Below are 25,425 nucleotides of genomic sequence, written 5' to 3'. Positions count from 1 at the left end.
GCCCCGCGCAGCTGCGCGGGGCCGGTCTCCTTCCGCCGGTCAGGCGGCGCCGAACTCCTTGACGAACGCACCGCAGAACGCATCCAGGTCTCCCGGCTTGCGGCTGGTGACCAGCGTGCCCGGTGCCTCGTGGCAGACGTGCACCTCCTCGTCCACCCAGGTGCCGCCCGCGTTGCGGATGTCGGTCGCCAGGCTCGGCCACGAGGTCAGCGTGCGGCCCCGTACGACGTCGGCCTCCACCAGGGTCCACGGGGCGTGGCAGATGGCGGCGACGGGCTTGCCGGCTTCGAAGAAGCTCCGCGTGAAGGCGACGGCCCGCCCGTTCATCCGCAGGGCGTCCGGGTTCGCTACCCCGCCGGGCAGGACGAGCGCGTCGAAGGCGTCCGCCGTGTCCCCGGCGAGGACGTGGTCGACGGGGTAGGTGCCCGCCTTCTCGAGATGGTGGTAGGCGCGGATCCGGCCGGCTCGCGTGGAGACCAGCTGCGGGTTCCAGCCCGCCGCGAGCACGGCCTTCCACGGTTCGGTGAGTTCGATCTCCTCGACGCCCTCGGGCGCCATGAGAAAGGCGATGCGCACCGCTTTCATCTCCTTCAGTCAGGGGGTTCCGGGACCGCCGCAGGCTCGTCCGGAGGCGGCTCGCCGGGAGCCGGGCGGCCGGGAGCCGGCGGCGGCTGCGGATCACGGGGTACCGGATCGGGGCTCTCGGGGGTGGGACCGGGCCCCTCGGGTTCCGGTTCGCTCGACCAGTCCATGCGGCTCACCTCGGGTTCCGGCCGTGCTCGCTGCCCGTACGGCTCGTGCCGTACAGCCCGCCCCTGCCCGGCCCGGGGCGGCTCATGTGCGGGCGGGCCGATCGGAAGGTGTACTGGGACGGTGTAGCGACGGGCCGTGCGGGTAGGCGCCGGGCACTTTCTGAACAGGAGAGCCGATGGACGTTCTGACCATGGGTGTCGAGGAGGAGTACCTGCTGGTCGACCGGGTCAGCAGGGCGCCGGTGAACCGCGCGCCCAAGGTGATCAGCACCCTCGAGGGCATGCTGGGCGACCAGGTCCAGGCGGAGTTCTACAACGCGCAGGTGGAGGTCTGCACCGTGCCGACCGCCGACCGCGCGGACCTGCGCGAGCAGCTGGTGCGCCTGCGCGGGACGGTCGCGCCGACCGCCGATGAGGCGGGCTGCCTGCTCGTGGCCTCCGGGGTCCCGGTGATCGCCCCGCAGGAGCCGCTGACGGTCACCGACAACGAGCGCTACCGCCGCATGGCCCGCCGCTTCTCCTCCCTCGTCGGCCCTTCCCGCATGGTCTGCGGATGCCACGTGCACGTCGGCGCCCTGGACCGGGGGCGTGCGCTGGCCCTCTCGAACCACATACGCCCGTGGCTGCCGGTGTTCCAGTCGCTGACCGGGAACTCCCCGGTCGAGTGCGGCCGTGACACGGGCTACGACAGCTGGCGGTCGGTCGCCTTCTCCGCCTGGCCCACCGTGGGACCGCCGCCGCTCCTCGACGAGCCCCGGTACCTCGAATACGTCGACGGCCTGGTCGGCTCCGGGGTGCTGCTCGACCGCCGCATGCTCTATTGGTACGCCCGGCCCTCCGAGCACGTGCCGACGCTGGAGTTCCGGGTCGCCGACGTCAACGCCGACGTGGACACGGTCGTCCTGCTGGCCGCACTCGTACGCGGTCTCGCGGGGACGCTCCTCGCCGAAGCGGACGCCGGCGTGCCGTCGCCCGAACCGGCGACGGCCATGCTGCGCAGGGCCCACGAGATGGCCGCCGAGCACGGTATCGACGGACCGGGCCTCGACCCGGTGAGCGGTCTGGAATGGCCCGCCGCCCTGCTCGTCGAGCGGTTGCTGGAGCGCGCCGCACCCGGGCTCGCGGCGGCCGGCGACCTGTACGCCGTGGAATCCCTGTGGGACGGGCTGCGCCGCCAGGGCACGGGCGCGAGCCGCCAGCGGGCCGCCCTGAGGCGCACGGGCAGCCTGCGCGGGGTCGTCGACAGCCTCGCGGTGGGCACGGCAGCCTCCGCGCCGCTCGCCGGCTGACCCCTGCCTCCTGCCCCCGGGCGGCGGGCGCCGGGCTGTCCGGGGCTTCGGGGCGTGACGGGCCCCGGGGCGTGACATGCTCAAAGGATGACGAGCGATACCTCGCCTCCCCGCGGCGGCGCCCTGCCCGAGGTGCTCGCCCTGGCCAAGGTCGTGGCCAAGCTGCGCGCGGAAGTCGTGGGCCTGGAAGGCCTCGCCTCGACCACGGCCGTCCTGGAGCGCGCCAAGGGCGTGCTGATGGCCCAGGAGGGCCTGCCGGAGGACGCGGCGTACGAGACGCTGCTGCGGCGCGCCGCCCAGGGCCGGCGGACGCTCATGGAGGAGTGCTGGATCACGCTCGGCAGGATCCCCGCACGTCCCAAGCCCACCGCCGGCCCCGCCGCGCAGGCCTGCCCGCCCCCCGAGCCGGGCCTCTCTGCTTCCGGCACCGACCGCCACCCCGCTGCGGGCCACGGCGGCGGGCACCGGGCGGTCCTGGCCCGGCTGGCGGACGGCCTGGCCGGCGCGCACGGCCCGGACGGCGTCGCCGAGCTGCTGCGGTCCGCCCTCGGCGACCCCGCGGGCGTGGACGGCGTGATGATCTACGCCGTGGCGCCCGCCGGTAGCCTGGAACTGGCCGGGCACGCCGGTGTCGGCGAGGAACTGGCCGCACAGTGGCACCACGTCCCGCCGCTGAGCGGACTGGCCGCCCTGGAGGCGATCGACGGCGGACAGCCGCTCTGGCTGGAGGACCCGGTGCGGGACGGCGTCCGCTACCACCTCATCGGCAATCCGCCCGAGCTGTGGCCGACACGGGCCTGGCTGCCGGTACCCGGCCACCGGCCGGCGACGGCCGCCATCGGATTCTTCCGGACCCGCCAGACCCCTTTCGACACCGACACCCGGACCCTGCTGCTCCGTGCCGTCCGGCTGTGCGCGGCCCCCCTGCGCCACATCGGGCGCCCGGCGGACCCCGACGAGCAGGGCGAGGTGGAGGCCGTCCAGCGGATCCTGGACGCGATGTCCGGAGCCGCCGTACTGCTCACCCCGCTGCGCTCCGGGACGGGAGAGGTGGAGGACTACCGGATCGACGCGGCGGCGCCGGAATCGGTCGACGTGGCCGGCCGGCGGGGCAAGGAGCTCGTGGGCCGCCGCGTCCTGGAGACCTACCCCACGGTGGCGGGAACGGCCCTGTGGGAGGGCTATCTGGACACGCTGACCACCGGAACCGTCCACGAGGGCGAGCCCTTCGTCTACGAGGAGGTCACCGCCGGAATTCCCCGGCAGTCCACCTACTCCGTCCGGGCCACCCGGCTGGGCGCCCGCCTGATCGTGTCGTGGATCCGCCACGACCCGAGCGAGCGCGAGGCCCGCCTGCTGGACGAGATGCAGCGCCTGGGCAACCTGGGATGGGCCGGGTGGGATCTGGCCACGAACACCATCACCTGGTCCGAGCAGGTCTACGCGATCTTCGGCCGCGACCCCGCGCTGGGCCCCATCGGGCTGAGGGAACTGCCCCGGCACGCCCTCCCCGGCGACCTGGCCGCGCTGGGCGCGGCCGTCAAGCGGCTGCTGCGCGACGGAGTCGCCCTGGACCAGCCCTTCCGCGTGAGCACCGCCGACGGGATACGGCACCTGCGGATCGTCGCCGAGGCGCAGAGCGACGCGGACGGCACCCCGGTCGAGGTGCACGGCCTCTTCCAGGACGTCACCGCGCAGCGGGACGCCGAGCTCGCCCTGCACGAGAGCGAGCGCGCCGTCCTCGTGGAGCGTGGCATGCTCCAGGCCGAACGCACCCTCGCCGCCCGGCTCCAGCACGCGCTGTTGCCCGTCCCCGAGCAGTCCCTGGAGCTCGCCGGTCTCTGCGTCGACATCGCCTACGCACCCTCCGACAGCGGACTCAACGTCGGCGGTGACTGGTACAGCGCCATCGAACTCCCCGACAAGAGCGCGCTCTTCGTCGTCGGCGACGTCGCCGGCCACGGCCTCGACGCCGTCGCCACCATGGCCCAGCTCCGGTTCACCACCAAGGGCATGACCATCACCGGCTCGGCGCTGCCCGACGTACTGAGCAGGCTCAACAACCTCCTGCTGCACACCGCCAGGGACACCTACGGGGCCACCGCCACCATGATCATGGGCCGCTACCAGCCCTGGGACCGCCGCCTGACCTGGGTACGGGCCGGACACCTGCCGCCCCTGCTGATCCGCGGCGGCGAGGCGAGTTTCCTCCCCCTGCCGCGGGGCAACCTCCTCGGGGCCGGCTTCGACTCCGTCTACGCCCAGAGCACCCTCGTCCTGGAACCCGGCGACCACCTCGTGCTCTACACGGACGGACTCGTCGAGGAGCCGGGGGAGGACCTCGACGAGGCACTCGCCCGGCTCGCCGGGACCGCCCGGCGGCTCCTGGAGGAGGGCCGGGGAGAAGCCCTCGCCCGCACCCTGGCCGCCCGGCGCCAGGGCCACCGCGACGACATCTGCGCCCTGGACATCCACCTGCCGGACGCGACCTAACAGGTGCCCTGCCGGACGTGGTCGCCGACGGGGTCGCCCTCCCGGTCGCCGACGAGGCCGGCGACGTGGTCGGTGAGGGTGTCGAGGATGTCTGCAGAGGCCGCGTCCTGGCCGAGGACCAGCACGCTCAGCGTCAGCCCGTCGGTCATGGCCGCCAGGTAGCGGGCCAGCGAGGGGGCCGGGACGCGCAGTTCGAAGCCCATGGTGTGGCGCAGCTGTTCGACGAGGCCGGTGTAGGTCTCGGCGTACAGCTCGTACTGCCGCCGGGCCAGGTGCTCGAAGCCCGGCTGGCGCAACGCGTACTGGGTCAGTTCGTACGTGAGCATGTGCTCGCCCGGGTTGGCGGCCACGTGGTCCCAGTACGCCTGGAACCCGGCCCGGACGGTCTCCCGGAGGGTGGCCTTCGGCTGGATCGCCTCCTTCACCACGGCGATGTAGTGAGCGGTGATCGTCTCGATGACCGATTCGAGCAGGACCTGCTTGGAGTCGAAGCAGTAGTGGAAGACGCTCAGGGACACGCCCGCCTCGGCGGCGATGGACCGGGTCGTCGTCCGGGCGACGCCGTCCCGGGTCATGGCACGGATGGCCGCTTCCGTCAGCTGCCGGCGCCGCTGCGCCGAGGCCATCCGTGCCATGGGGTTCCCTCCGGTTCCGTGCCGTCAGCTGCTGTAGACGCCGACCTCGTACAGCGAGTAGCCCCACTGGGTGCCGCGCCCCAGCCCGTGGACACGCACGTAGCGGGCGGGAGTGCCGGCGAACAGCGCCGTGTCCAGGCCGCCGTCACCGGTGGTCGTGGACCACGCGGTCTGCCAGTCCGTGCCGTCGGCCGAGAGCTCGACGCGGTACGACTTCCCGTACGCGCGCTCCCAGTTCAGGGTGACGCGCTTGACCAGGCTCGCCGCCCCGAGGTCGATCCGGAGCCACTGGTCGTCGCTCCAGTCGCTGGCCCAGCGGGTGCCCGTACTGCCGTCCACCGCACGGTCGGGTGCGTAGCTGGTGAACGGGTTCCACTCCGCGGACGAGGCCGAGGTGGCGGCGCCGGCCGCGAGGTTCACCCCGGCTTTGTGCTTCTCGGACGCGCCCCAGGTGGTCAGGTAGGACTCGGCGCCCTTGAACAGGTCGTCCACCACGTCCTGGCCGCCCACGTTGCGGATGTCCTCGATCCAGTCGGGGACCAGTCCGTAGTGCGCGGCGCCGTCGGTGTTGAGGTCCCAGGTGCGCACGCCGGCGGTCTGCCGGTCGATGACGGAGCCGCCGTCGGTGCTGCGGAAGGGGTAGCGCACCGGGTTCGGGGTGTCGGCGCCGCGCGGGCCGGGCCAGCCGCCGACGCCGTTCATGTCGGTTCCGTAGCCGTAGCCGACCTGGTACTTGTCGCGCAGCGCGTCCGTCCGCTTGGCCTCCGCGCTGAATCCCTCGGCGCCGCCCATGTACTGGGCGATGAACCCGCCGAGGCGGTACACCCGCTCGGTCCAGTCCATGTCCATCCAGCTGTGCGAGGAGATCACGCCGGGGTACGACTCGGACTCCAGGATGTCGAAGGCCTGGCCCGCGGCCTTGACGCTCATGTGGTCGATCTCCAGCATCATCTTCCGCTTCATCATGCCGCGCACCGCGTAGTCGCCGAGCTCGGTGAGACCGCGGGTGTTGCACTGCGCGTCGGCCGCGTACGACGGGACCGCGACGCCCGCCGGGAGCTGCTTCTCCGCCGAGGCGGCCGGCGCGAGGCCGATGGGGTTGTCGTGCTGCGGGCCGGCGCACTTCTCCGTCTTCCAGAAGGTGCCGGTCGACAGGAACTGGCCCACGTTGATCGCCGTACCGAGGGCGCCCTGGTCGAAGCGGACCCCGCACAGGGCGTTGTCGAACTTGTGGCACAGGAACATGCTGCGCACGCCCAGCTTGTGCAGCTCGTCGAGGCCGCGGTCGATGTCGGCCCTGCTGCACTGCGCTATGTCCAGGATCTGCTTGCAGCCGAAGGGCTCGGAGGTCTCGACGCCGAGGACGACGGCCAGCTTGCCCTGCTTGACGACCTCGCGGGCCTGCGCGGAGTCGGTGACGATCCGGAACCAGCCCTTGCCCGGGCCGCCGTACATCTTGTCGATGTAGGCCTGCATGTCGTACGACTTCTGGGCCTCCAGGCGGATGGCGGTCATCTCGTCGCAGCCGCGGTCCTTGAAGAAGTAGACCGAGCAGATCACCCCGTTGGTGACGAGGTCGTTGACGAGCACCCGCTGGCCGCCGCGCCAGGCCCGTTCGACCCAGGCGTAGTAGTTCTGCTGGTGGGTCAGCGAGTCGTGGGCGGGCCAGTCCTTGAAGGTCGGCCAGCCGTCCGGGTCGTGCTTGCCGTCGCCGCCCTTGGTGATGAAGTCGAATATGGCCAGCGAGCCGTCGGGGTAGTGCTCGGGGCAGTCCTTGAGCGCGTCGGCGATGCCCTGCTCGGAGAACGGCTTGCCGCAGATGAGCCGGCCGCCGAAGCCCTCGTTCGACATCAGGTGGTCGTGCGCGTCGACGAAGCCGCGTACCCGGCCCTGGGCGTCGGTCCCCTGGAAGGGTTCGCCCGTCACGTTGATCCCGGAGTCGGGCGCGGGGCGCGCGACCGGGTTCCACCAGCCCGGGTCGGCCGAGGAGCTGGCCGCGGGGCCGAGCACCGTGGCCACCACGGCGAGGAGCAACGACAGCACCGCGAGGGGCCGGTGCCTGTGGTGCGACTGTGCAGTCATGGACATCACTCACGTCTTGGGGTCGGCGGAAACGGCGCGCGACTTGTCATGGCCCGCGCAAGCTTGGGCACGAGAATCGCGACTGCCCCCTGCGGAGTCAAGAGTCCGGGACAACTGACCTGATGAATCGTCAGAACGGGCGGGCCGCCCCCCGGCCGCCTACCGTCTAGATATGAGCGGGAATGTGGTCGTGTACGAGACCGGCCAGCCGGAGGCGTCCGTCCTGCGCGTGCACGCGGCGCCGGCCGCCCCGGGAACCACCACGGTCCCCGGGCCGAGGACCTTCTGCGGCAAGGACACGTTCGCCATGGAAACGGCCTCGTGGACGCCGTCCGCGGAACCCGGGTCCGCCTGGTACCCCGCGGAGCACGAGGACCGGGTCTGCGCCGCCTGTGAGGACGCGATGGGCGGTTAGGGGGTGTCCCGGGATCCCGGCGGCCCCCCTCGCGTTGCGCGGCCCCGGAGTGCGCGGCAGGGTCGAGGGGATGCGGCCCCCTGCAGGAAGGTCCGAGCATGCCCATCGCCACCGTGAACCCGACGACCGGCCAGACGCTGCGCACCTTCGACGCGCTCGACGCCGCGGGCATCGAGCGCTGCCTGGCGGACGCCGCCCGGGCGGCGTCCGCGTACCGCCGCACCGCGTTCGCCGAACGGAGCGAGCTGCTCACCCGCGCGGCCGCACTCCTGGAGGCGGAGACGGAGGACATCGCGCGGACCATGACCACGGAGATGGGCAAGCCGCTGGCGGCGGCCCGGGCCGAGGCCGCCAAATGCGCGAAGTCCATGCGCTGGTACGCCGACCGGGCGGAATCCCTCCTCGCCGACGAGCACCCCGCCGCCGTCGACGTCCGCGACGCGGGCGCGTCCGCCGTCCGGGTCGCCTACCGGCCGCTCGGGGTGATCCTCGCCGTCATGCCGTGGAACTTCCCCCTCTGGCAGGTCGTGCGCTTCGCCGCGCCGGCGCTCATGGCCGGAAACGTGGGCCTGCTCAAACACGCCTCGAACGTTCCCCAGACCGCGCTCTACCTGGGCGAGCTCTTCCACCGGGCCGGGTTTCCCCGCGGCTGCTTCCAGACCCTGCTCATCGGCTCGGCGGCCGTGGAGGACGTGTTGCGCGACCCGAGGGTGGCCGCGGCCACCCTGACGGGCAGTGAGCCCGCCGGGCGCGCGGTCGCGTCCGTCGCCGGGGACGAGGTCAAGAAGACCGTCCTGGAGCTCGGCGGCAGCGATCCGTACATCGTGATGCCCTCGGCCGACGTCGACAAAGCCGCCCGGACCGCTGTGACCGCACGCGTGCAGAACAACGGGCAGTCGTGCATCGCCGCCAAGCGCTTCATCGTCCACACCGACGTCCACGACGAATTCGCCGAGCGCTTCACGGCCGGCATGGCGGCGCTCACGGTGGGCGACCCCATGGAGGAGTCCACCGACGTCGGTCCGCTGGCCACCGAATCCGGCCGGGAGGACCTGGAGCAGCTCGTGGACGACGCCGTACGGCACGGCGCCACCGTCCTGTGCGGCGGCCGGCGCCCGCCGCGGCACCCGAACGGCTGGTTCTACGAGCCGACGGTCCTGGCCGACGTCACCCCGGCCATGCGCATCGACCAGGAGGAGGCGTTCGGCCCCGTCGCGACCCTCTACCGGGTCGGGAGCCTGGAGGAGGCCGTCGAGCGGGCCAACGACACCCCCTTCGGGCTCAGCTCGAACGTCTGGACGCGCAGCGAGGAGGACGTCGCGCACGTCGCGCGCGACCTCGAAGCGGGCGGCATCTTCGTCAACGGCATGACCGCCTCGCACCCGGCCCTGCCCTTCGGCGGGGTCAAGCGCTCCGGATTCGGCCGCGAACTGTCCGGCCACGGGATCCGGGAGTTCTGCAACATCACCACGATCTGGCGGGCGGCGGACACCGCCTGAGGCCCCGGGCCCACGGGCGGCGGACACGGCCGGAGGCCCGGGCCCACCGCCGGGCCGAGGACGGGCCCGGGCCTCCGGGTGCCGTCCGCTCCGCTCACGTCTTGAGCAGCCGGTTGAAGAACGAGCGGTAGTGCTGCAGCGCCTGCCGCAGGTCCTCGGTGGCCACCTGTTCACCGCGGTCCCACTGGCTCTCCAGCCCCTGCTTGTGCGTGGCGAAGGTGCCGGCGAGGTTCTTCATGACCTCTGCCACCAGGGAGTCCGCCGATTTGACCGCGCCCTGCGGGTCGTCGACGAACCGGCCCTGGACCTCGCTCCACTTCTCGCGGTACTCCTGCGCCTCCCCGCTGTCGAGGAGCGGCTCCGCGCCGCCCTCGCGTTCGCCCGCGCCCGCGTTCTGGCCCTGGACCTCGCCCCGGGCCTCGCTCTGGACCGCGCGTTCGCCTTCCGCCGTGCCGCCGCCGGCTGTGTCGGCCTCGACGGCGCCGGGCTCGGCGGGGCCGCCTCGGACCGCGTCGTCGTCCGTGGCGGTGGCCTCCCCCGGGTAGACCGCGGGGCCGCGTTCACCGGCCGTGCCCGGGTGGGCGATGTCCTCCGTGGTCAAGCCGGGCTCGCGCGCCGGGTCCTCCCTTTCCTCGTGGATCTCCATCTGTCTCACCGGCTCCTTCCATCGGTGAGCAGCTCCTCGAACAGGGCGCGGTAGTGCACCATCGCCCCTCGGAGCTCCTCTGTGGTCGCCTGTCCGCCGCCACTGCGTTCCCGGACGTCGTGGGCGGCGCGGTAGTGCTCCAGCGTGCGTCCGTGCTCGACCGACAGGTCGCGGAGCTGCCCGTCGTAGCCGTCGGTGGGGTAGCCGCGCTCGCGCATCAGCCGGGTCACCAGCTGGTCGGCCTCGGTGACGGCGCCCTCCGGGCGGTCCACGAACTGCTGTTGGACGCCGCTCCACTCCTCGGTGTAGTGGCGTCGGCGTTCGGGCAGCAGTTCCTTGATGTCGAGCTGGTCGTGCCGTTCCTCGCGGGCGCGCAGGTCGCGCTCGGCGGCCCGCCTCCCGCCCTTCTCCTCGACCGTGCGCTCGTACTCGGGCCCGAATTGACTGCGCAGGTGGCGTCGTCGCGCCAGCATCCACAGCATCAGGCTGAGCGCGAGCACCACGACCACCGCCACGACGATCACGACTATGAGCGTGTTTGCCGACATGTCCGGCCTCCGTTCCGGGGCCTTTGCGTGTGTGTTCACGCGGCTGCCCGCACTGCGGCCGGACAAACCCGCGCGCCCTCGAACGGCAGGGGCCACCGCGGGACCCGAACGCCGGGACCGGCTCCAGGCGGTCACGGTCCCGTGCGGATCGGCACCGCGTCCGGGTCCGCGTCCGCGACGCGGGCGGCCGCGGGCCGCAGGCACCCGCGAGCCGTTCACCGAGGCCCCGGCCTCCGGGCGCGGCCGGCCGCGAAGCGGTCCCGCCGGGCCCTGCGCGGCTCGGCCACCGTGACGACCCCGGCCCGCTCCGGACGGGCCGGCGCCCGGCGGGCGCGGCCGGTCCCGCGGTCCCCGGCACCCACGACGCCGAGCGTGATGAGAGAGGGCGTCCGTCCCTGCCCTCCCCGCCTCGGCGAGCGCCCGGAAGGCGCTGTCCGGCGCGGGGCCGGCCAGGCCGGATCAGCGGGACAAGACCGACCGGGCCCACTGCGCCGTGATCCGGGCGGCCTGCCCGGTGAGTGCGGTGACCAGGTCGTGGGCGCTGCGGGCCGCGGTCGTGCGCAGTACGGCGACGCTGATCTCCCGGGCCAGCGGCGGACCCTCCAACGGGCGGACGGCGAGGTCCTCGCGCGGCGCTCCGAGCGCCAGCCGGGGCACCAGCGCCACGCCGGTGCCGGCGGCGACGAAGCCCTGGACCACGGCGTAGTCGTCGCTGCGCAGCACGTGCACCGGTTCGAAACCGTGCTGCGCGCAGGCCCACGACAGCAGCCGGTCGCACGGATCGCGGGCGTCGGCCGCCCCCACCCAGTCGTCGTCGCGCAACTCCTCCAGCGGTACCCGGTCCAGCCGCGCACAGCGGTGGTCCTCGGGCATGACGAGCAGCAGCGGGTCGGTGAGCAGCGGATGGAGCTCGAACTCGTCCTCCAGGTCGAGCCGGTCGCCCGGCTGGGAGAACACGAGCGCGGCCTGGAGCTCCCGCGACCGCAGACCGCGCAGCAGGGCGGGCAGTTCCCCTTCGGTCAGCGAGACGTGGACCCCCTGCCGGTGCAGGGCCTTCACGGCGGGCGGCAGCAGCAGTGCTCCGGCGGTGGGGAAGGTGCCGATGTGCAGGGTGCGGGAGCCGTGCTCCGCCAGACCGCGCACCTCGCGCTCGGCGAGCTGCAACCGGGACAGGACCGCTTCCGCGTGCGGCAGCAGCGCCTCGCCCAGCTCCGTGAGCGCGGCGCCGCGCGGTCCGCGCCGGACCAGCCGGGCGTCGAAGTGCGCTTCGAGGACCGTCAGGTGGTGGGTGATCGTCGGCTGCGCGTAGTGCAGGGCGCGGGCGGCGCCCGCCAGCGAACCCTCCTGCGCGATGGCCCGCAGGACGAGGAGGTGACGGAGTTCGAGCATATAGACACAGTATGGAGGGTTACCGAGAACCACAGCATTCCTCGATGGGTCGGGCGCTGCCACGCTGACGGGGTGAACAGCACCGCACAGCTCCGCGCCCCGTACGCCGAGGCCCTGCGCTCCCACGCCGGGCAGGACTGGCTCCGGCTCAACGTCCCCGGGCACGCCGCCGACACCGCCGCCGCCTCATCCCTCGTGAGGGCCTTCGGAGCCGGTGTGCCGCTCCTGGACTTCCCGCCGCTGCTCGACGGGATCGACCTCGGTACGGACACCCCGATGGACGAGGCGCTGGCCCTGGCCGCAGCGGCGTGGGGCGCCCGGCGTACCTGGTTCCTCACCAACGGGGCCTCGCAGGGCAACCAGATCGCCTCGCTCGTCGCCGCGGCCCTCGGGCGCACCCTCGTCGTCCAGCGCAGCGTCCACTCCAGCGTGATCGACGGCCTGGTGCTGTCCGGGCTGGAAGCTGCCTTCGTCCACCCGTCCGTCGACACGGAGCAGGGCATCGCCCACGGGGTGACGGCGGCGGATCTGGCGGAAACACTCGCCCGGCATCCCGACGCGGCCGCGGCGTACGTGGTCTCCCCGAGCTATTTCGGCGCCGTAGCCGACATCCGCGCCCTCGCCGACGTGGCTCACGCCGCGGGCGTTGCGCTGATCGTCGACGAGGCCTGGGGCGCGCACTTCGGCTTCCACCCGGACCTGCCGGGCGGCGCGCTCTCGCAGGGCGCGGACCTGGTGACCTCCAGCACGCACAAGCTGGCCGGCAGCCTCACCCAGTCCGCGATGCTGCACCTGGGGCACGGCCCGTTCGCCGACGTGCTCGAACCCCTCGTCGAGCGTGCCCACCGCCTCGTGCAGTCCACCAGCGCGAGCGCCCTGCTCACGGCCTCCCTGGACCTCGCGCGGATGACCCTGGTGACCGGCCGTGACGCCATCGGGGACTCCGTCGGAGCGGCCGACAAGATCCGCGGAACGATCCGGGCCCTGGGCCGGTTCGCCGTCGTCAGCGACGGCTTCGGCCGGTTCCCCGACATCGCGGCGGCCGATCCGCTGCGGATCGCCATCGACACCCGCGCGGGCGGGATCCCGGGCCACGAGGCCCGGCGCCGGCTGGCGCGCGACCACCGGATCATGGTCGAGGTCGCCACCGATTCGGCGGTCGTCGCCGTGGTCGGGGCGGGTTCCCTGCCCGACGCGGACCGGTTCGTCGAGGCGCTGCACTGCCTGCCGTCCCCGCTCGACGGCGGCGCCGACGAACCGCTGCGGCTCTCCCTGCCCGAGCCCGGCCCCACGCGCCTCACCGCCAGGGAGGCGTTCATGGGTCCCAGCCGGCTGGTGCCGGCGGCCGAGGCGGTCGGCCTGATCTCCGCCGACACCCTGGCCGCCTATCCGCCGGGCATCCCCAACGTGCTGCCGGGCGAGGCCGTCACCGCGGAGACGGTGCGCTTCCTCCAGCGCACCGCGGCGGCGCCGGGCGGGCACGTCCGCGGCGCCGCCGACCCGGGCGTCACGCGTCTGCGGGTCGTCGGCTGAGGGTCCTCGGCTGAGGGGCGGGGGAGGGCGGGCCGTACGGAGCCGTCCCGGCGCCACCGCGCCTGCGCCGGGGAACGCCGTGGGCCCCGGCGGGCGGGGCAGGAGCCCGGGGTCCTGCCCCGCCCGGGGCCCGTCCGGCCGCCGAGGCGGAGGAGGCGGAGGAGGTTCCCGCTGCTCCGGCCCACCCCGCCCTCCGTGTCCCGTCGGGGATGCGCCTGCGCTGCCACCTCCCGTCCCGGCGTCACGAGGCCGCCCCGCCCGGACGCAGCCGGTCCGGAAAACGCCCTCGGACATCGCCCGCGGCGGCAGACTGGTGGTCCGAACGCCCGAGACACCGAGGAGCGAGCGTGCCCGTCCCGATCATCATCGACTGCGATCCCGGTCACGACGACGCCCTCGCGATCATGCTGGCGGCGGGCGACCCCGCCGTCGACCTGCTCGCGATCACCACCGTCGCCGGCAACCAGACGCTCGCCAAGACGACTTTGAACGCGCGCCGCGTCTGCACGGTCGCGGGCATCACCGGCGTGCCCATCGCGTCCGGCTGCGACCGCCCGCTGCTCCAGCCGCTGTTGGTCGCAGCCGACGTCCACGGCGAATCGGGCCTGGACGGGCCGCAGTTCCCCGAACCCACGGTGGACGCGGTCCCCGAGCATGCGGTGGAACTCATCCACCGCATCCTGACCACGCACCCGGAGCCCGTCACGCTCGTACCGACCGCGCCCCTGACCAACATCGCCCTGCTGCTGACCCGGTATCCCGAGGTGGCACCGCGCATCCGCGAGATCGTCCTCATGGGCGGTTCGACCGAGCGCGGCAACCGCACCCCGGCCGCGGAGTTCAACATCCAGACCGATCCCGAGGCCGCGGACATCGTCTTCCGCAGCGGTGTGCCGATCACCATGTGCGGCCTCAACGCGACCCACCAGGCGCTCGCCACCCCCGAGGTGCTGGCCCGGTTCGAAGGGCTCGGCACGGATCTCGGACGCGTCTGCGCCGAGCTGATGACCTTCTTCGCCTCCACCTACCGCCGGCTCTGGGGCTTCGCGAGTCCGCCGCTGCACGACCCGGTCGCGGTCGCCCGCGTCATCGATCCGGCCATCGTGGGCTGCGTTCCGGCGGGCGTGGTCGTGGAGCTGCGCGGGCAGTACACGCGCGGTGCGACGGTCGTCGACCTCCACCGGTCCCTGGACCTCCCCGTCAACGCGCAGGTCGCGGTGGCCGTGGAGACCGAGTTGTTCTGGGACCGGCTGCTGGCCGCCGTGGCGAGGCTCGACTCGCGTACGACGTGACCGCGGCGACCGCGTAGCCGGATACCGCTCTAGGCATGTACATGCTGGGGCACAATGCGGGACGTCAACGACGATTGCGGGCAGCGTGGCCCTCACCCGTTCCGCACGGGACGGCGTCCGGGATCCCGCGGTGCCACCGGTTCGGAGAGGCGTGGTTTGTCGGTGGGCTCCTTACCGATACGGCGGTTACGGGCACTGCGGGGGACGACGGGAGTGGGGTCGGGCCTTCAGCGCGCCCAGTCCTTCATGATCCTGACCACCCTGCTCTACCGGGGAAGCCACCTGACGGTCGGGGTCCTCGCGGTGGCCCAGCGCCGCAGCGATCTCCCGCTGCAGTACACGGGCCTCGCCGCCGCGCTGGGCATGAGCGCCCTGGGATACGGCGCGGCCCTGCGGCGCGGCTGGTTCGGCCGCTGGCACGTCTGGGCCGACGTCCTGGTCACCGGCTGCGTGCTGCCGCTCGTCCTCGTCGTGTGGGGCGGCGTGCGGGAGCCCGCCCTGCTCGGGTGGGCGATGCTGCTCGGCGGGTCGGCGAGCGCCGCCGCGGCCATCGCCCTGGAACGGTTCGAGGCCCTCGCCGCTGTCGCGCTCCTGGTGGTGACCCACCTCCTCGGCTACCGGCTGGTCGGCGCGAGCCCCGCGGTCCTCGGCGGCCACGTCAACTCGCTGCTGTCGTCCGCCGTGATGGCCTGGGTCATGTGGTGGTACCTGCGCCGCCAGGGACGTCTCCTCGACGGGGCCAACGCCCGTGCGCTGGCCGCCGAGGCGCACCGGGCGCGCTACGCCGAGCGGCTGGAGCACCACCGTGCACTGCACGACACCGTCCTCGCCACGCTCACCACCCTCGCGGCCGGCGGGGTCGACGCCAACGCCCCCGAAGTGAGGCAACGGTGCGCCCGCGAGGCCGCGTACCTGCGCCGGCTCGTCCAGCAGACCGCCGACGAGGTCCACCACCGGGAGATCGGTGCCGCGCTCGAGGAGGCGGTCGGCTCGGTGGAGGGCCTGCAACTGCGGGTCACCGCCCAGTACCACGACCTGCCGAAGGTGCCGCCCGAGGTCGCCGCCGCGTTCGCGGACGCCGCGCGGGAGGCGCTCAACAACGTACGGCGGCACGCCGGCACCGGACACGCCTACCTCACCGCCACGCGGGACACCGACGGCCGTGGGGGAGCGGTCGTCACCGTGGTCGACCGGGGTCCCGGATTCGATCCCGAGCGGTGCGTGCCCGGCCTCGGGCTGCGCGGCTCGGTCCGCGGCCGGATGGCCGAGGTGGGCGGCCGGGCGACCGTGGACACCGCCCCCGGTGAGGGCGTACGGGTGGAGTTGCGGTGGCCCCGGTGATCACCGTCTCGGTGGTCGACGACGACCGGATGCTCCTCGACGGCATGCGCGCCTGGCTGGGAGGGGTCCCCGAGGTGCGGCTGGTGGCGACCGTCGCCACCGTCCGGGAGCTGCTCGGTCCCCCGGACGCGGAACTCCCGTACGGGCCGGGCGAGCCGCCGTACGACCCGCCCGACGTGGTCCTCCTCGACCTCGCGCTGCGGGACGGCTCCACCCCCGCCGACAACATCCGGCGACTGCTGGACTCCGGAAGCCGGGTCCTGATGATCAGCACCGTCCCGGACCGCTCGCGGATCATCGAATCGCTCCGGGCCGGCGCCGACGGCTACCTGACGAAGGACAACGACCTGCCGACGCTGGTCGCCGCGATCAAGGACGTCGCGGCGGGCCGGGGGGCCCACTCCGTGGAACTCGCCTTCGCCTGCGCCCACGACACCGGTTCCTCCCGTCCCCGGCTCTCGCCCCGGGAGCGGCAGATCCTGCTCGACTACGCCTCCGGGCTGACCCTGAAGTCCGCCGCCCGGCGCGCGGGCATCACCGTCTACACGGCCAAGGACTACCTGGACCGGGTCAAGGCCAAGTACCAGCAGGCGGGCCGCCCCGCGTACACGAAGCTCGACCTGGCCCGCCGGGTACGGGAGGACAGCCTCGACGGCAGCTGACCCGTCGGCGCAAGCCCCCCAAACGGACGGCTACAGGCGAGGGCCGCCGCTGCGTATCGTCGTCTCCGGCGGCGCCGAGAAAGGCCCGCCAGGGGTAGGGGGATGAGCCGGTGACCGACTTCTGGCCGACCTTGACGGACGACGCGCTCCGCACCGCGCCGGGCCCCGACGGCCGCCGTCCGAGGCGGGGGGAACTCATCGGCCGCGAAGCCGAGATGGGGCAGGTGGCGGCCGCGCTGGCCGCCGCCCGGTCGGGGCGGGGCGGAGCGGTGTTCGTCACAGGCGAGCCGGGGGTCGGCAAGACCCGGCTCGCCGCCGAGGCCGTCGTCGCCGCTGCCCGGGCGGACATGGTCACCGCGCAGGGACGGGCGAGCACAGTGGGCTCGCCCGTCCCGTACCGGCCGTTGGTCGAAGCGCTGTTCTCGCTGGCCCGCACCGGCCTGCTGCCGGAACCGGACGAACTGGGCCGCTACGGGCCGGTCCTCGCGCACCTGCTGACCGACTCCGGGGACGCCGGAGCCGCCCCGTCCCACCTCGTGGTCGCCGAGGCGGTGCTGCGCCTGGCCGGCGTCGTCGGACGCCGGCGGGGCTCTCTGCTCGTCCTCGACGACCTGCACGACGCCGACGCCGGGACCCTCGCGGTCGTCGAGTACCTGCTGGACAACATCGGTCAGCAGCCCGCCGTGCTCCTGCTCACCGCGGGGCGCGCATCGTGCGTGGCGACCGAGCTGGCCACGCGGGCCCGCCAACGCGGGGCGGCGGCGATCCTCGACCTGCGCCCCCTCGACCGCCCCGGCGTGCGCGGCCTCGTCGCGGCGGAGCTGGGGCTCGCTCCGGCCGCGGTCGGATCCGAGCTGGTCCACCGTGTGCTGCGCGGCAGCGCCGGAATCCCGTTCGTGGTCAAGGAGCTCGTCGGGGACCTCGCCGGCGGCAGCCGGGCGCCGTCCGTCCCCTCCGCCGTCCCGCCCGCCGTCGCTGACAGCGTCAGGCGCCGGGCCGAGCGGCTCGGCCCGGCCGGCCGGGAACTCCTGGGCATGGCGGCCCTGTTCGGACACCGCTTCCCGCTCCCGGTGCTGCAGCGCGCGCTCGGCTGCGACCCCGGGGACCTGTCCGCGATCCTGCGCGCGGGGGTCGCGTCGTACCTGATCGTGCCGGACGGGCCGAGCGCGCAGTGGTACGCGTTCCGGTACGGGCTTGCGGCGCGGGCCCTGCTGGACGACCTCGGACCGGGCGAGCGCGCCGGGTACGCGTCGAGGGCGGCGCGCGCCCTGACCGAGCTGCACCCGGGGCTGCCCGGAGCGTGGTGCGCGCACGCCGCCGGGCTGTACGGGCACGCGGGCGACACGCCCGAGGCCATCCGCCTGTACTGCGAAGCGGCCGGGCGGGCGATGACCGGGGGCACGGTGGAGCGCGCGGTGGCGCTGCTGACCCGCGCGCACCGTCTCGTCGACCCCGGTACCCCGCCCGAACTGCACGCCACGGTGCTGGAGCAGATGCTGGAGGCCGTGACCTGTTCGGCCCGGTTCGACCTGGTACCCGCGCTGGCCGTCGGCATCGAAGCCCTGGGCGGCGACCACGGCGTACCGGCCCAGCGCCGGGCCGGGCTCCACGCACGGCTGGCCGGCGTCGCCACCCTGATGGGCCGGCCCGCCGAGGCCCACCGGCACGTCGACATCGCCCGCTGGCTGCTCGGCGGTCACCCGGCCCCCGCCCACGCCGCCCTCGTCGACCTCGCCGCGGCGCAGGTGGAGCTGAGCCGGTTCGCGCCCGACCGGCTGTCCACCGCCGCCGGGTTCGCCCGCCGGGCGGCGGACGCGGCCCAGCGAGCCGGTCTGCCGACCGTGGCCTGCAGGGCTCTGCTGGTGCTGGGGGAGCTGGCCTGGGAACGGGACGAGCCGACCGCGACGGCACACTTCACACGGGCTTGCGCGCTCGCCCACGCGCACCGGCTCCCCGTACAGCAGGTGTCCGCCGAGACGTACCTGGCCAGGATCGCGGCGCGGCGCGACGGCCGGCCGGACCGTATCGAGCAGGCCCGGCGGGAGGCCCTGCGGACGGGCGTGCTCCCCCTGGCGCACGAGACCGGCTCCGTCCTCGCGCTGGACCAGATCCAGCGGTGCGAGTTCGAGGCGGCCGCAGAGCGGATCCGCGAGGGCGTGGCCGAGGCGACGCGGCTGAGACTGGGCCGGGCCCTGTCCGTGCTGCGGCTGGCCGAAGCGGTGCGCTGCGCGCACCAGGGGCGGCGCGCCGAGATGCAGGAGGCGCTGGACCGGCTGGCCCCGCTCATCGACGCCGCGCCGGGCCTGCGGTCCTTGTCGTACGGGCTGGCGCGGGCGTTCTGTTCGCTGCTCGAGGAGAAACACGAGGCCGCCGAGCAGGAGTTCGCGCAGGCCCTCGCGTACGACGCGGAGAATCCGGCGACCGGCGAGTTCGGCAAGCACGGGGTCGTCCTGCTGCTCGGCGTGCTGGCCGGGCGCATGGGCCGGGGCCACCACGCGGGCGTCACGGAGGCCGACGTCAGCGCCACCCGCTGGAACCGCCAGTTCGTCGGCCTGGCCCACGCCGTACTGCTGGGCCGCGAGGGCCGCTCCGGCGAGGCGACGGCCGCCGCGGGCGCGGCGCTGGAGGCGGCCGGGCCCTATCCCATGGCGCGCCACCTGTGTCTGCGTCTGGTCGCGCGGTCGGCGTACGAAGACGGCTGGGGCGCGCCGGTCGACTGGCTGCGCGAGGCGGAGGAGTATTTCCACGGAGCAGGCCTCCAGGCGGTCGTCGGCGCCTGCCGGGGGCTGCTCCGCGGGATGGGCGCGCCGGTCCGGCAACGGCGCACGGGCACCGAGCAGGTGCCGCCGGACCTGCGCCGGTGCGGGATCACCGTCCGCGAGTTCGAGGTGGCCCGGCTGCTCGCCGAGCGCATCGGCAACAAGGACATCGCCGGCCGGCTGCACATCTCACCGCGCACCGTCGAGAAGCACGTCGCGAGCCTCCTGCAGAAGACCGGCCATCCCAACCGGACGGCCTTCGCCTCCGCCGCCCGAGAGCTGGTCATGCGCCGCGTCTAGAGCTGTCGGACAGCGCGGGCGTCCCCGCCAGGGTCGCCACCCGGTCGAAGAGGCCGTCGATTTCCTCGTCCCCGTGGTGCACGACGAGGAGGGCGCGCCCCCCGGTCCGCTCCCGCAGGCTGCGCAGCACCAGGTCCCTGCCCTCGTCGTCGAGGTTCGAGAACGGTTCGTCGGCGAGGTACACGTCCGCGTCCTCGCACAGGAGCGCGGCGACCGCGGCCCGCTGGCGCTGGCCGGACGACAGCTCCGAGGGCAGCTGGTCGGCCAGGGCGTCCAGGCCCATCGAGGTGCGCAGCCGCTCGTCGGAGACGAGGTCGCGCACCGGCAGCGGGGGCAGGTTCACCGGAGCGGTCAGGCTCGCCACCCGGGGCGGCAGGACCACCGCCCCGGTGTCCGGGGCGAGCGTCCCGGAGATGATGTGCAGGAGCGTGGTCTTTCCGCAGCCGTTGGGGCCGCGGAGCAGCACGTGCTCGCCGGCGCGCAGCTCGAACCCGTCGATGGACACCTCGGCGCCGTCGCCGTACCCGACCCGGGCCCCGCGGACCAGCACCAGGGATCCTTCGTCGTGGTACGGCGTCTCCCGCGAGCCGCGCAGGGTCTCGATCCGCTTGAGGACGGCCGAGCTCCGGCGGACCTGCGGAATCATGTTGACGAGGTCGAAGATGCCGGTGACGGCCCGCCACAGCGAGTTCACGAACGCCAGGAAGCTGCCGAAGGACATCCTGCCCGAGAAGACGAAGAAGGCTCCGATGACCATCGACGCCGTGTCCGACAGGTTCATCACCAGATCGCTGAGGGTCCGTTGTTTCAGCGACAGCCGGTAGTTGACGAAGGTGATGCCGAGGAAACCGCGCAGCGCGTCCTGGTTCGCCGCGCGGGTGCCGGGCAGCAGCGACGGCAGGCCGCGCAGCGCGTGGAAGGACTCCAGCGTCCGGGTCAGCTTGTTGATGTACCGCGCCTCCGCCTCGCGTTCGGGCTCGGTGTTGTCCTCGATCCGCCTGGCCATCCGGTTGCTGACGAGCACCAGCGGCGGAACGATGACCAGCAGGATGAGGCTGGCCTGCCAGGACAGGTAGAGCAGCACGCCGAGGAAGACGACCGAGGCGACCGCCTGCCGGGCGATGCGGATGCAGACGTCCACGGCCGGCAGGACGCCTTCGGAGACGTCGTTGTGGATGCGGCTGACGTAGGAGGCGTTTCCCGCCTCCGACACCTTCCGGCCGTCCAGGGCGAGCGTGCGGCCCAGCAGCTCCGTTTCCAGGACCAGCGTGAACGCGTTCTCGTACCGCTTGCGCCACCAGGACACCCAGTAGCCCGCGAGGTTGAGGGTCAGGCCGAGCAGCAGGTAGCAGCCGCCGAGGACGAGGAACCTGCGGAAGTCCGCGGTCAGGATCGCCTGGTCGAACAGGGCCTTGAGCAGCAGCGGGTGCAGCAGGGCTTCGAGCCCGCCCGCGGCCGCCTCGGCGGCCAGGATCACGACGAACCGGGCCCGGTGACCCCGAAGGGTCCGCCACAGATGGTTCACGGTGCCGCCTCGTCCAGCAGGAAGTCGGCCGGACCGCCGCTGTTCACGCGATGGAGCACCCGCAGCACGCCCGCGGATCCGGTCAGGTAGTCGGTGGAGCAGCGCAGCAGGCCCTCGCCGGGGACGCCCAGCAGGGTCCGCCCGTCGCGGCGCGGCACCGCGAAGTGCTCGGCGGGCTCGAACAGGAACACCTTCCGGACGAAGTCCAGCTGGCGCAGCGCGGTGTCGCGGTACGAACGGTCCCCGGTGAACCGCGCCGCGTCCAGCAGCGCGTCGGCGACCCCGCTCATCCCGAAGGCGTACCCCGGCAGCACCGCGTGCCCGACGTCCAGCCCGCGCAGGACCGTTCGCGCGGAATCGAAGTCGCCGTAGCGCAGCAGCACCTGCGCCACACCGGCGGACCCCACCTCGATGTACGGCTCCATGGTCCCTTCGTGCTCGAACATCACCGGGCTGCCGTCGACACCGGCGTCCAGCGGCCTGGCATGGGCCATCTCCCAGGCGAGCGCCTCCCGCCCGACCTGCAGGAAGCGCTCCTCTCCCGTGACCTGGTGCGCCCGCAACAGGAACATCGCCACACCGGCCTGGCCGAAGCCGAGGCCCGTCAGCGGTTCCCCGGTCGCGAATGCGGATCGCCAGTGGGCCCGCCCGCCGTCACGCCGGGCCCGGTCGCACAGCGCACGCGCGCAGTCCCGCGCGGCGGTGAGATCGCGCGGGTCCCGGCTGCGCAGGAAGAAGTGCAGATTGGTCATCCCCAGCCCGGCGAGGCCGTAGTAGAAGGTGTGGTCACCGGTCTCGGGCGCGCGCCGGTTGGCGTGTGCCAGCAGTTCCCTGGCCTCGGCCCGCAGCCCGAGCGAGTCGGCCGCCCACGCGATGCCGGCCAGGCCGCTCATGAGCCCGTCCGGGTACCCCGCCACGTCGATGCCGGCCAGCTCCTCGCGCAGCCAGTTCCGCCATTCGGGCCGGATCGGGACACCGGAGGCGCCCAGCGACCACAGGACGCCGCTCGCCCCGAATCCGAGGCTCAGCGGGTTGGTGACGTGCGCGAACGGGTCTACGGGGAAGAGCGTGGGCCGGTCCGTGTCGGCGACGGCGTCGACGAACGCGGCCACCCCGGCCTCGGCCTCCACCAGCCCGAGCCGCTCCTCGACGACCGGCCGCGGCGTTGCGGCCGTCACCTGTCCGAGCAGTTCCTCCTCGTCGTCCAGGGCTTCGAGCACCTCGTCGAGGGTGATCCGCGCCCGGGCCAGGTCGGTGAGCAGCCGGTGGATCCGCTCCGGCCAGCCCAGGCCGTCGATGAAGATCTGGTACGTGTCGAGGACGTCCTCGCGCAGGTACGACATCGCGGCGATCGGAAAGATGAAGTACGCCATGGTGTTCGCCAGGCCGTACAGGTCGCCTTCCGTTCCGAACGCCTTGAAGCGGCTCCGGGACAGGCTGAAACCCGGTGTGAAGAGCTCGACCGGCTTCTCCAGCGGCGCCTCGCCCTCGCCCTCGCCCGCGCCGTCGCGCTCCCCGTCGTCCCCGGCCAGCCGGCACGCCTCCAGGTCGACGATGGTCACCGCGTACGTGTCGGGATCGATGAGCAGGTTCGCGGGGGTGAAGTCACCGAGGATCACCTGACGCTCGTGGGCGGCCCGGATCGCACGCGCCAGTCCGCGGAAGACGGCGATGAAGATCTTCAGGAACTCCCGCGACTGCTCGGCGCCGGACCCCGGCCGCGCGAGCGGGTTGCGTTCGAGCAGGACCGAGCGGATGTCGGAGCCGTCGACGAACTCCTCGGCTATGTAGTGGTGCTCCCAGTGCCGGAACAGGGCGATCGGGGCCGGATACGCGCCGACGTCGGCCAGCCGGTTCAGGAACGTCCACTCCCGGGCGAGGATGTCCACGGCGTCGTGGTCCTGGCGCGGGTTGATGTTGGTGTGCGGACGGGCCTCTTTGAGCACCACGGGCCGGTCGTCGTCCGCCGTGTCCTCGGCCGTGTACACGCCGCCGCTGTTGGAGAACTGGAGCGCACCGGTCACCCGGAAACGCCCCCCGAGCAAACCGTCGTCCTCGGCGTCGTCGGCGGGCTTCCAGTCGGTGAACGGCCAGGGCACCCACCACGGTTGGGCGTACCCGGGGCGCCGGTCGTCGGGGACGGTTCCGTCCGGCCCGAGGATGTGCGGCACCCGCCGGCCGAGGACGTCGACGGTGTGGGTCGCGAGGAACTGGCCGTACCGGAAGTAGAGCGCCTTGTTGTCGCGGTACCGCAGGTCCGACAGGACGTAGGCGCCCTCGGCGCCCTCCAGGACGCCGGCCAGGCCGGCCATGCACGACCGGAACGCGTCGTCGTCACGCGGGTAGACGGTGACGAGCTTGCCGCCGCTGCCCCGGGACATGGCCTTGGAGTTGAGCATTTCGAAGACGTTGAGGTCGAGGGCGATCTTGAAGTCGATCCCGCGCGGCACGAGGTACCCGATCACCGAGGCGGCGACCTCGTGCACGTTGCGCTGACTCGCCGATACGTGGATCTTCCAGCCCTGGGCCGGCAGGTCCGGGTCGTGCCGGTGGCTCCACCAGATGCCGCTGCGGACGAACCGCGCCCGCACCCCCTCGTCGAGACCGGCCAGGAAGTGGTCGGCCCTCGGCTCGTAGGAGACGTCGAGAGGGTCGAAGAACAGCGTGTCGTTCCAGGCGAAGAGGAATCGGTAGACCCATCGTTCGTTGCGCATCTCAGCCTCTGTGTTCGGACGGGGGCCGCCGGCGGCAGCGGTGGTGAGAACGGCGGGATCCGTGCGGGGACGGGGTGTCCCCGCACGGATCGCCATGGGTCACACCGGCTTGGTGGAACAGCAGCTGCTGCTGCTGCTCGTCAGGCTGACGACAGCGGTGCTGTTGTTCGAGGTGCGGGGCGCCAGGTTCTGAAGCTTGAGCACGCTCATGCGGATCACCTCCTCGGTGGTCGAGTGCGCGGTACGCGCAGCAGGATTCGGGTCCTACCGGCCGATCGGCATGCCCGAGTCAACGCCATGCACCTGACATGCACATGGGAGTTCGGCCCCCATGATTCGGGCACGCCGCACCCAGGCGAGGGCCTGCCCCGGCGGGGGTGAATGGTGGTGGTCGCAGCGACGGTCGGCTGTCACATACTGTGGAAATGCCGGATATTCCCGTCTCCCGCATCCTTCTGTGGAGAGACGGCCGCAGCCGGCGGGCGCCGCCCCCGGAAGGAGCCGCCACCGTGGCCGGACCGTATGCCCCACGGCGCCGGTTCGCCGTGCCGGGCTGGATGCGCAGGTACACGCCGCTCCTGGGCCGGCTCCTCGAACAGCTCACGGCCGTCAACGTGCTGGACTGCGCCACCCGGCTGGCGGCGCAGGCCTTCCTCGGCGCGATCCCCGCCATCTTCGTCATCGGCGCGGTCGCCCCCGACTGGGTGCAACAACAGCTGGTCTCCACGATCAGCACGACCCTGGGCCTGACGGACCCCGCCCTGGACGGGGTGCGCACGGTGTACGACGCCGGCAGTGCCACGGCCGTCGCGAGCACCGGGGCCGTGGGTGTCGTGGTGACGCTGCTGTCCGCCACCGCGTGCAGCCGCGCCCTGCAGAAGACGTGCGAGCGGTCGTGGCACCTGCCCAAGGCCGGAGCCCGGCTCGCCGCCTGGCGGTGGTTGGCCTGGCTCGCCGTCTGGCTGACCGCCCTGGTCTTCCAGGGACCGATCCAGACCGCCTTCGGCGTCGGCCGTACCCTCGGCGCCGTGATCGCGCTCGTCAGCGGCACACTGCTGTGGTGGTGGACCCAGCACCTGCTGCTCGGTGCCAGGGTGCCGTGGCTGCCACTGCTGCCCGGCGCGGTCCTCGTCGCCGTCGGCGCGCAGGTGGTCACCTGGGGTTCGAGGTACTACGTTCCCCGCGCCGTGGAGCACAGCCTGGAGCAGTTCGGCGGCCTCGGGCTGGTCTTCGTCCTGCTGTCGTGGCTGATCGGGTTCTTCGTCGTCGTCACGGTGGCCATGTCCCTGGGATACGTACTGGCCCACGAGCCGCACCCGGCGCGCTGGCTGGGTACTCCCGCCGACGGGCCCGAAGGGGCGGGCGCCCGGCGGTGACCCGGCGGGAGGCCAGGCGGGAGGCCAGGCTTCTCCGGACGGCGGGACCCGGCCCGCGGTGGCCGCGACGACGCCGTCCGGCCCGGGCAGGGGGCCATGACGCGCTGCGGCCGGGCGGCCGTCGAGCGGACCGGGGCAGGAGCACCGAGGACGACGGCCGGGCTGCCCGCCGGGC

Annotated in this window: 19 protein-coding genes; 10 read left to right on the top strand and 9 right to left on the bottom strand. The window is 73.4% G+C overall.

The window, feature by feature from the left end; translation table 11 throughout:
* Positions 1–39: 39 nt before the first annotated feature.
* A complete protein-coding gene (locus ACFCZ1_RS28495; protein ID WP_376681132.1) occupies positions 40–576 on the bottom strand; it encodes a type 1 glutamine amidotransferase domain-containing protein in 537 nt (178 codons plus the stop codon).
* 352 nt (positions 577–928) lie between these two features.
* Between ACFCZ1_RS28495 and ACFCZ1_RS28490 the strand changes: the two genes are divergently transcribed.
* Positions 929–2,041, top strand: a complete 1,113-nt coding sequence (locus ACFCZ1_RS28490) for a glutamate--cysteine ligase (protein WP_376681131.1) — start codon at positions 929–931, stop codon at positions 2,039–2,041.
* An 87-nt stretch (positions 2,042–2,128) separates the two neighbouring features.
* Complete coding sequence (locus tag ACFCZ1_RS28485) at positions 2,129–4,534, top strand: SpoIIE family protein phosphatase (RefSeq protein WP_376681130.1); 2,406 nt, start codon at positions 2,129–2,131, stop codon at positions 4,532–4,534.
* Here the strand turns inward: ACFCZ1_RS28485 and ACFCZ1_RS28480 are convergent.
* Both ACFCZ1_RS28480 and ACFCZ1_RS28475 read right to left on the bottom strand, forming a co-directional pair.
* Positions 4,531–5,169 carry a TetR/AcrR family transcriptional regulator gene (locus tag ACFCZ1_RS28480; protein ID WP_376681129.1) on the bottom strand — a complete coding sequence of 213 codons (639 nt, stop codon included), beginning with the start codon at positions 5,167–5,169 and terminating at the stop codon, positions 4,531–4,533. The two genes, ACFCZ1_RS28485 and ACFCZ1_RS28480, sit on opposite strands and share 4 nt — an antisense overlap.
* 24 nt (positions 5,170–5,193) lie before the next feature.
* Positions 5,194–7,251, bottom strand: coding sequence for a discoidin domain-containing protein (locus ACFCZ1_RS28475; protein ID WP_376681128.1), 2,058 nt, complete (start codon positions 7,249–7,251; stop codon positions 5,194–5,196).
* Positions 7,252–7,423: 172 nt separating this feature from the next.
* Here ACFCZ1_RS28475 and ACFCZ1_RS28470 point away from each other — a divergent pair, with 172 nt between their 5' ends.
* Positions 7,424–7,666 (top strand): hypothetical protein, encoded by a 243-nt coding sequence (locus tag ACFCZ1_RS28470; protein WP_376681127.1) that lies wholly within the window; start codon positions 7,424–7,426, stop codon positions 7,664–7,666.
* A gap of 98 nt (positions 7,667–7,764) precedes the next feature.
* Positions 7,765–9,165, top strand: coding sequence for an NADP-dependent succinic semialdehyde dehydrogenase (locus ACFCZ1_RS28465; RefSeq protein ID WP_376681126.1), 1,401 nt, complete (start codon positions 7,765–7,767; stop codon positions 9,163–9,165).
* A gap of 94 nt (positions 9,166–9,259) precedes the next feature.
* On the opposite strand, the gene ACFCZ1_RS28460 is transcribed toward ACFCZ1_RS28465, so the two are convergent.
* From ACFCZ1_RS28460 to ACFCZ1_RS28450, 3 genes are all read right to left on the bottom strand, one after another.
* The gene (locus tag ACFCZ1_RS28460; protein ID WP_376681125.1) at positions 9,260–9,811 is read right to left on the bottom strand and encodes a hypothetical protein; all 552 of its coding nucleotides are present in this window, start codon (positions 9,809–9,811) and stop codon (positions 9,260–9,262) included.
* Positions 9,812–9,816: 5 nt separating this feature from the next.
* A complete protein-coding gene (locus tag ACFCZ1_RS28455) occupies positions 9,817–10,359 on the bottom strand; it encodes a hypothetical protein (protein ID WP_376681124.1) in 543 nt (180 codons plus the stop codon).
* Between the two features lie 459 nt (positions 10,360–10,818).
* A complete protein-coding gene (locus tag ACFCZ1_RS28450) occupies positions 10,819–11,748 on the bottom strand; it encodes a LysR family transcriptional regulator (RefSeq protein ID WP_376681123.1) in 930 nt (309 codons plus the stop codon).
* 72 nt (positions 11,749–11,820) lie between these two features.
* Between ACFCZ1_RS28450 and ACFCZ1_RS28445 the strand changes: the two genes are divergently transcribed.
* From ACFCZ1_RS28445 to ACFCZ1_RS28425, 5 genes are all read left to right on the top strand, one after another.
* Positions 11,821–13,281 (top strand): aminotransferase class I/II-fold pyridoxal phosphate-dependent enzyme, encoded by a 1,461-nt coding sequence (locus ACFCZ1_RS28445; RefSeq protein WP_376681122.1) that lies wholly within the window; start codon positions 11,821–11,823, stop codon positions 13,279–13,281.
* A gap of 347 nt (positions 13,282–13,628) precedes the next feature.
* Complete coding sequence (locus tag ACFCZ1_RS28440; protein WP_376681121.1) at positions 13,629–14,573, top strand: nucleoside hydrolase; 945 nt, start codon at positions 13,629–13,631, stop codon at positions 14,571–14,573.
* Between the two features lie 213 nt (positions 14,574–14,786).
* Positions 14,787–15,914 carry a sensor histidine kinase gene (locus tag ACFCZ1_RS28435; RefSeq protein WP_376681120.1) on the top strand — a complete coding sequence of 376 codons (1,128 nt, stop codon included), beginning with the start codon at positions 14,787–14,789 and terminating at the stop codon, positions 15,912–15,914.
* Positions 15,902–16,576 carry a response regulator gene (locus ACFCZ1_RS28430; protein WP_376681119.1) on the top strand — a complete coding sequence of 225 codons (675 nt, stop codon included), beginning with the start codon at positions 15,902–15,904 and terminating at the stop codon, positions 16,574–16,576. The genes ACFCZ1_RS28435 and ACFCZ1_RS28430 overlap by 13 nt, the downstream gene beginning before the upstream one ends.
* A gap of 110 nt (positions 16,577–16,686) precedes the next feature.
* On the top strand, positions 16,687–19,635 hold the full coding sequence (locus ACFCZ1_RS28425; protein WP_376681118.1) for an AAA family ATPase: 2,949 nt from the start codon (positions 16,687–16,689) through the stop codon (positions 19,633–19,635).
* Here the strand turns inward: ACFCZ1_RS28425 and ACFCZ1_RS28420 are convergent.
* The 3 genes from ACFCZ1_RS28420 to ACFCZ1_RS28410 form a co-directional block, all read right to left on the bottom strand.
* Positions 19,619–21,160 carry an ATP-binding cassette domain-containing protein gene (locus ACFCZ1_RS28420; protein WP_376681117.1) on the bottom strand — a complete coding sequence of 514 codons (1,542 nt, stop codon included), beginning with the start codon at positions 21,158–21,160 and terminating at the stop codon, positions 19,619–19,621. The genes ACFCZ1_RS28425 and ACFCZ1_RS28420 overlap by 17 nt on opposite strands.
* On the bottom strand, positions 21,157–23,874 hold the full coding sequence (gene lanKC / locus ACFCZ1_RS28415) for a class III lanthionine synthetase LanKC (protein WP_376681116.1): 2,718 nt from the start codon (positions 23,872–23,874) through the stop codon (positions 21,157–21,159). The genes ACFCZ1_RS28420 and lanKC overlap by 4 nt, the downstream gene beginning before the upstream one ends.
* 99 nt (positions 23,875–23,973) lie before the next feature.
* Positions 23,974–24,084 carry a class III lanthipeptide gene (locus ACFCZ1_RS28410; protein WP_376681115.1) on the bottom strand — a complete coding sequence of 37 codons (111 nt, stop codon included), beginning with the start codon at positions 24,082–24,084 and terminating at the stop codon, positions 23,974–23,976.
* A gap of 299 nt (positions 24,085–24,383) precedes the next feature.
* Between ACFCZ1_RS28410 and ACFCZ1_RS28405 the strand changes: the two genes are divergently transcribed.
* Entirely contained in the window at positions 24,384–25,250 is an 867-nt protein-coding gene (locus ACFCZ1_RS28405) for a YhjD/YihY/BrkB family envelope integrity protein (RefSeq protein WP_376681114.1), read from the top strand.
* Positions 25,251–25,425: the final 175 nt, after the last annotated feature.

Source organism: Streptomyces sp. NPDC056224 (assembly GCF_042267665.1).
Taxonomy (GTDB): domain Bacteria; phylum Actinomycetota; class Actinomycetes; order Streptomycetales; family Streptomycetaceae; genus Streptomyces.
The sequence above is the reverse complement of the archived record's forward strand: the minus strand, read 5'-3'. Positions and strand labels throughout refer to the sequence as shown.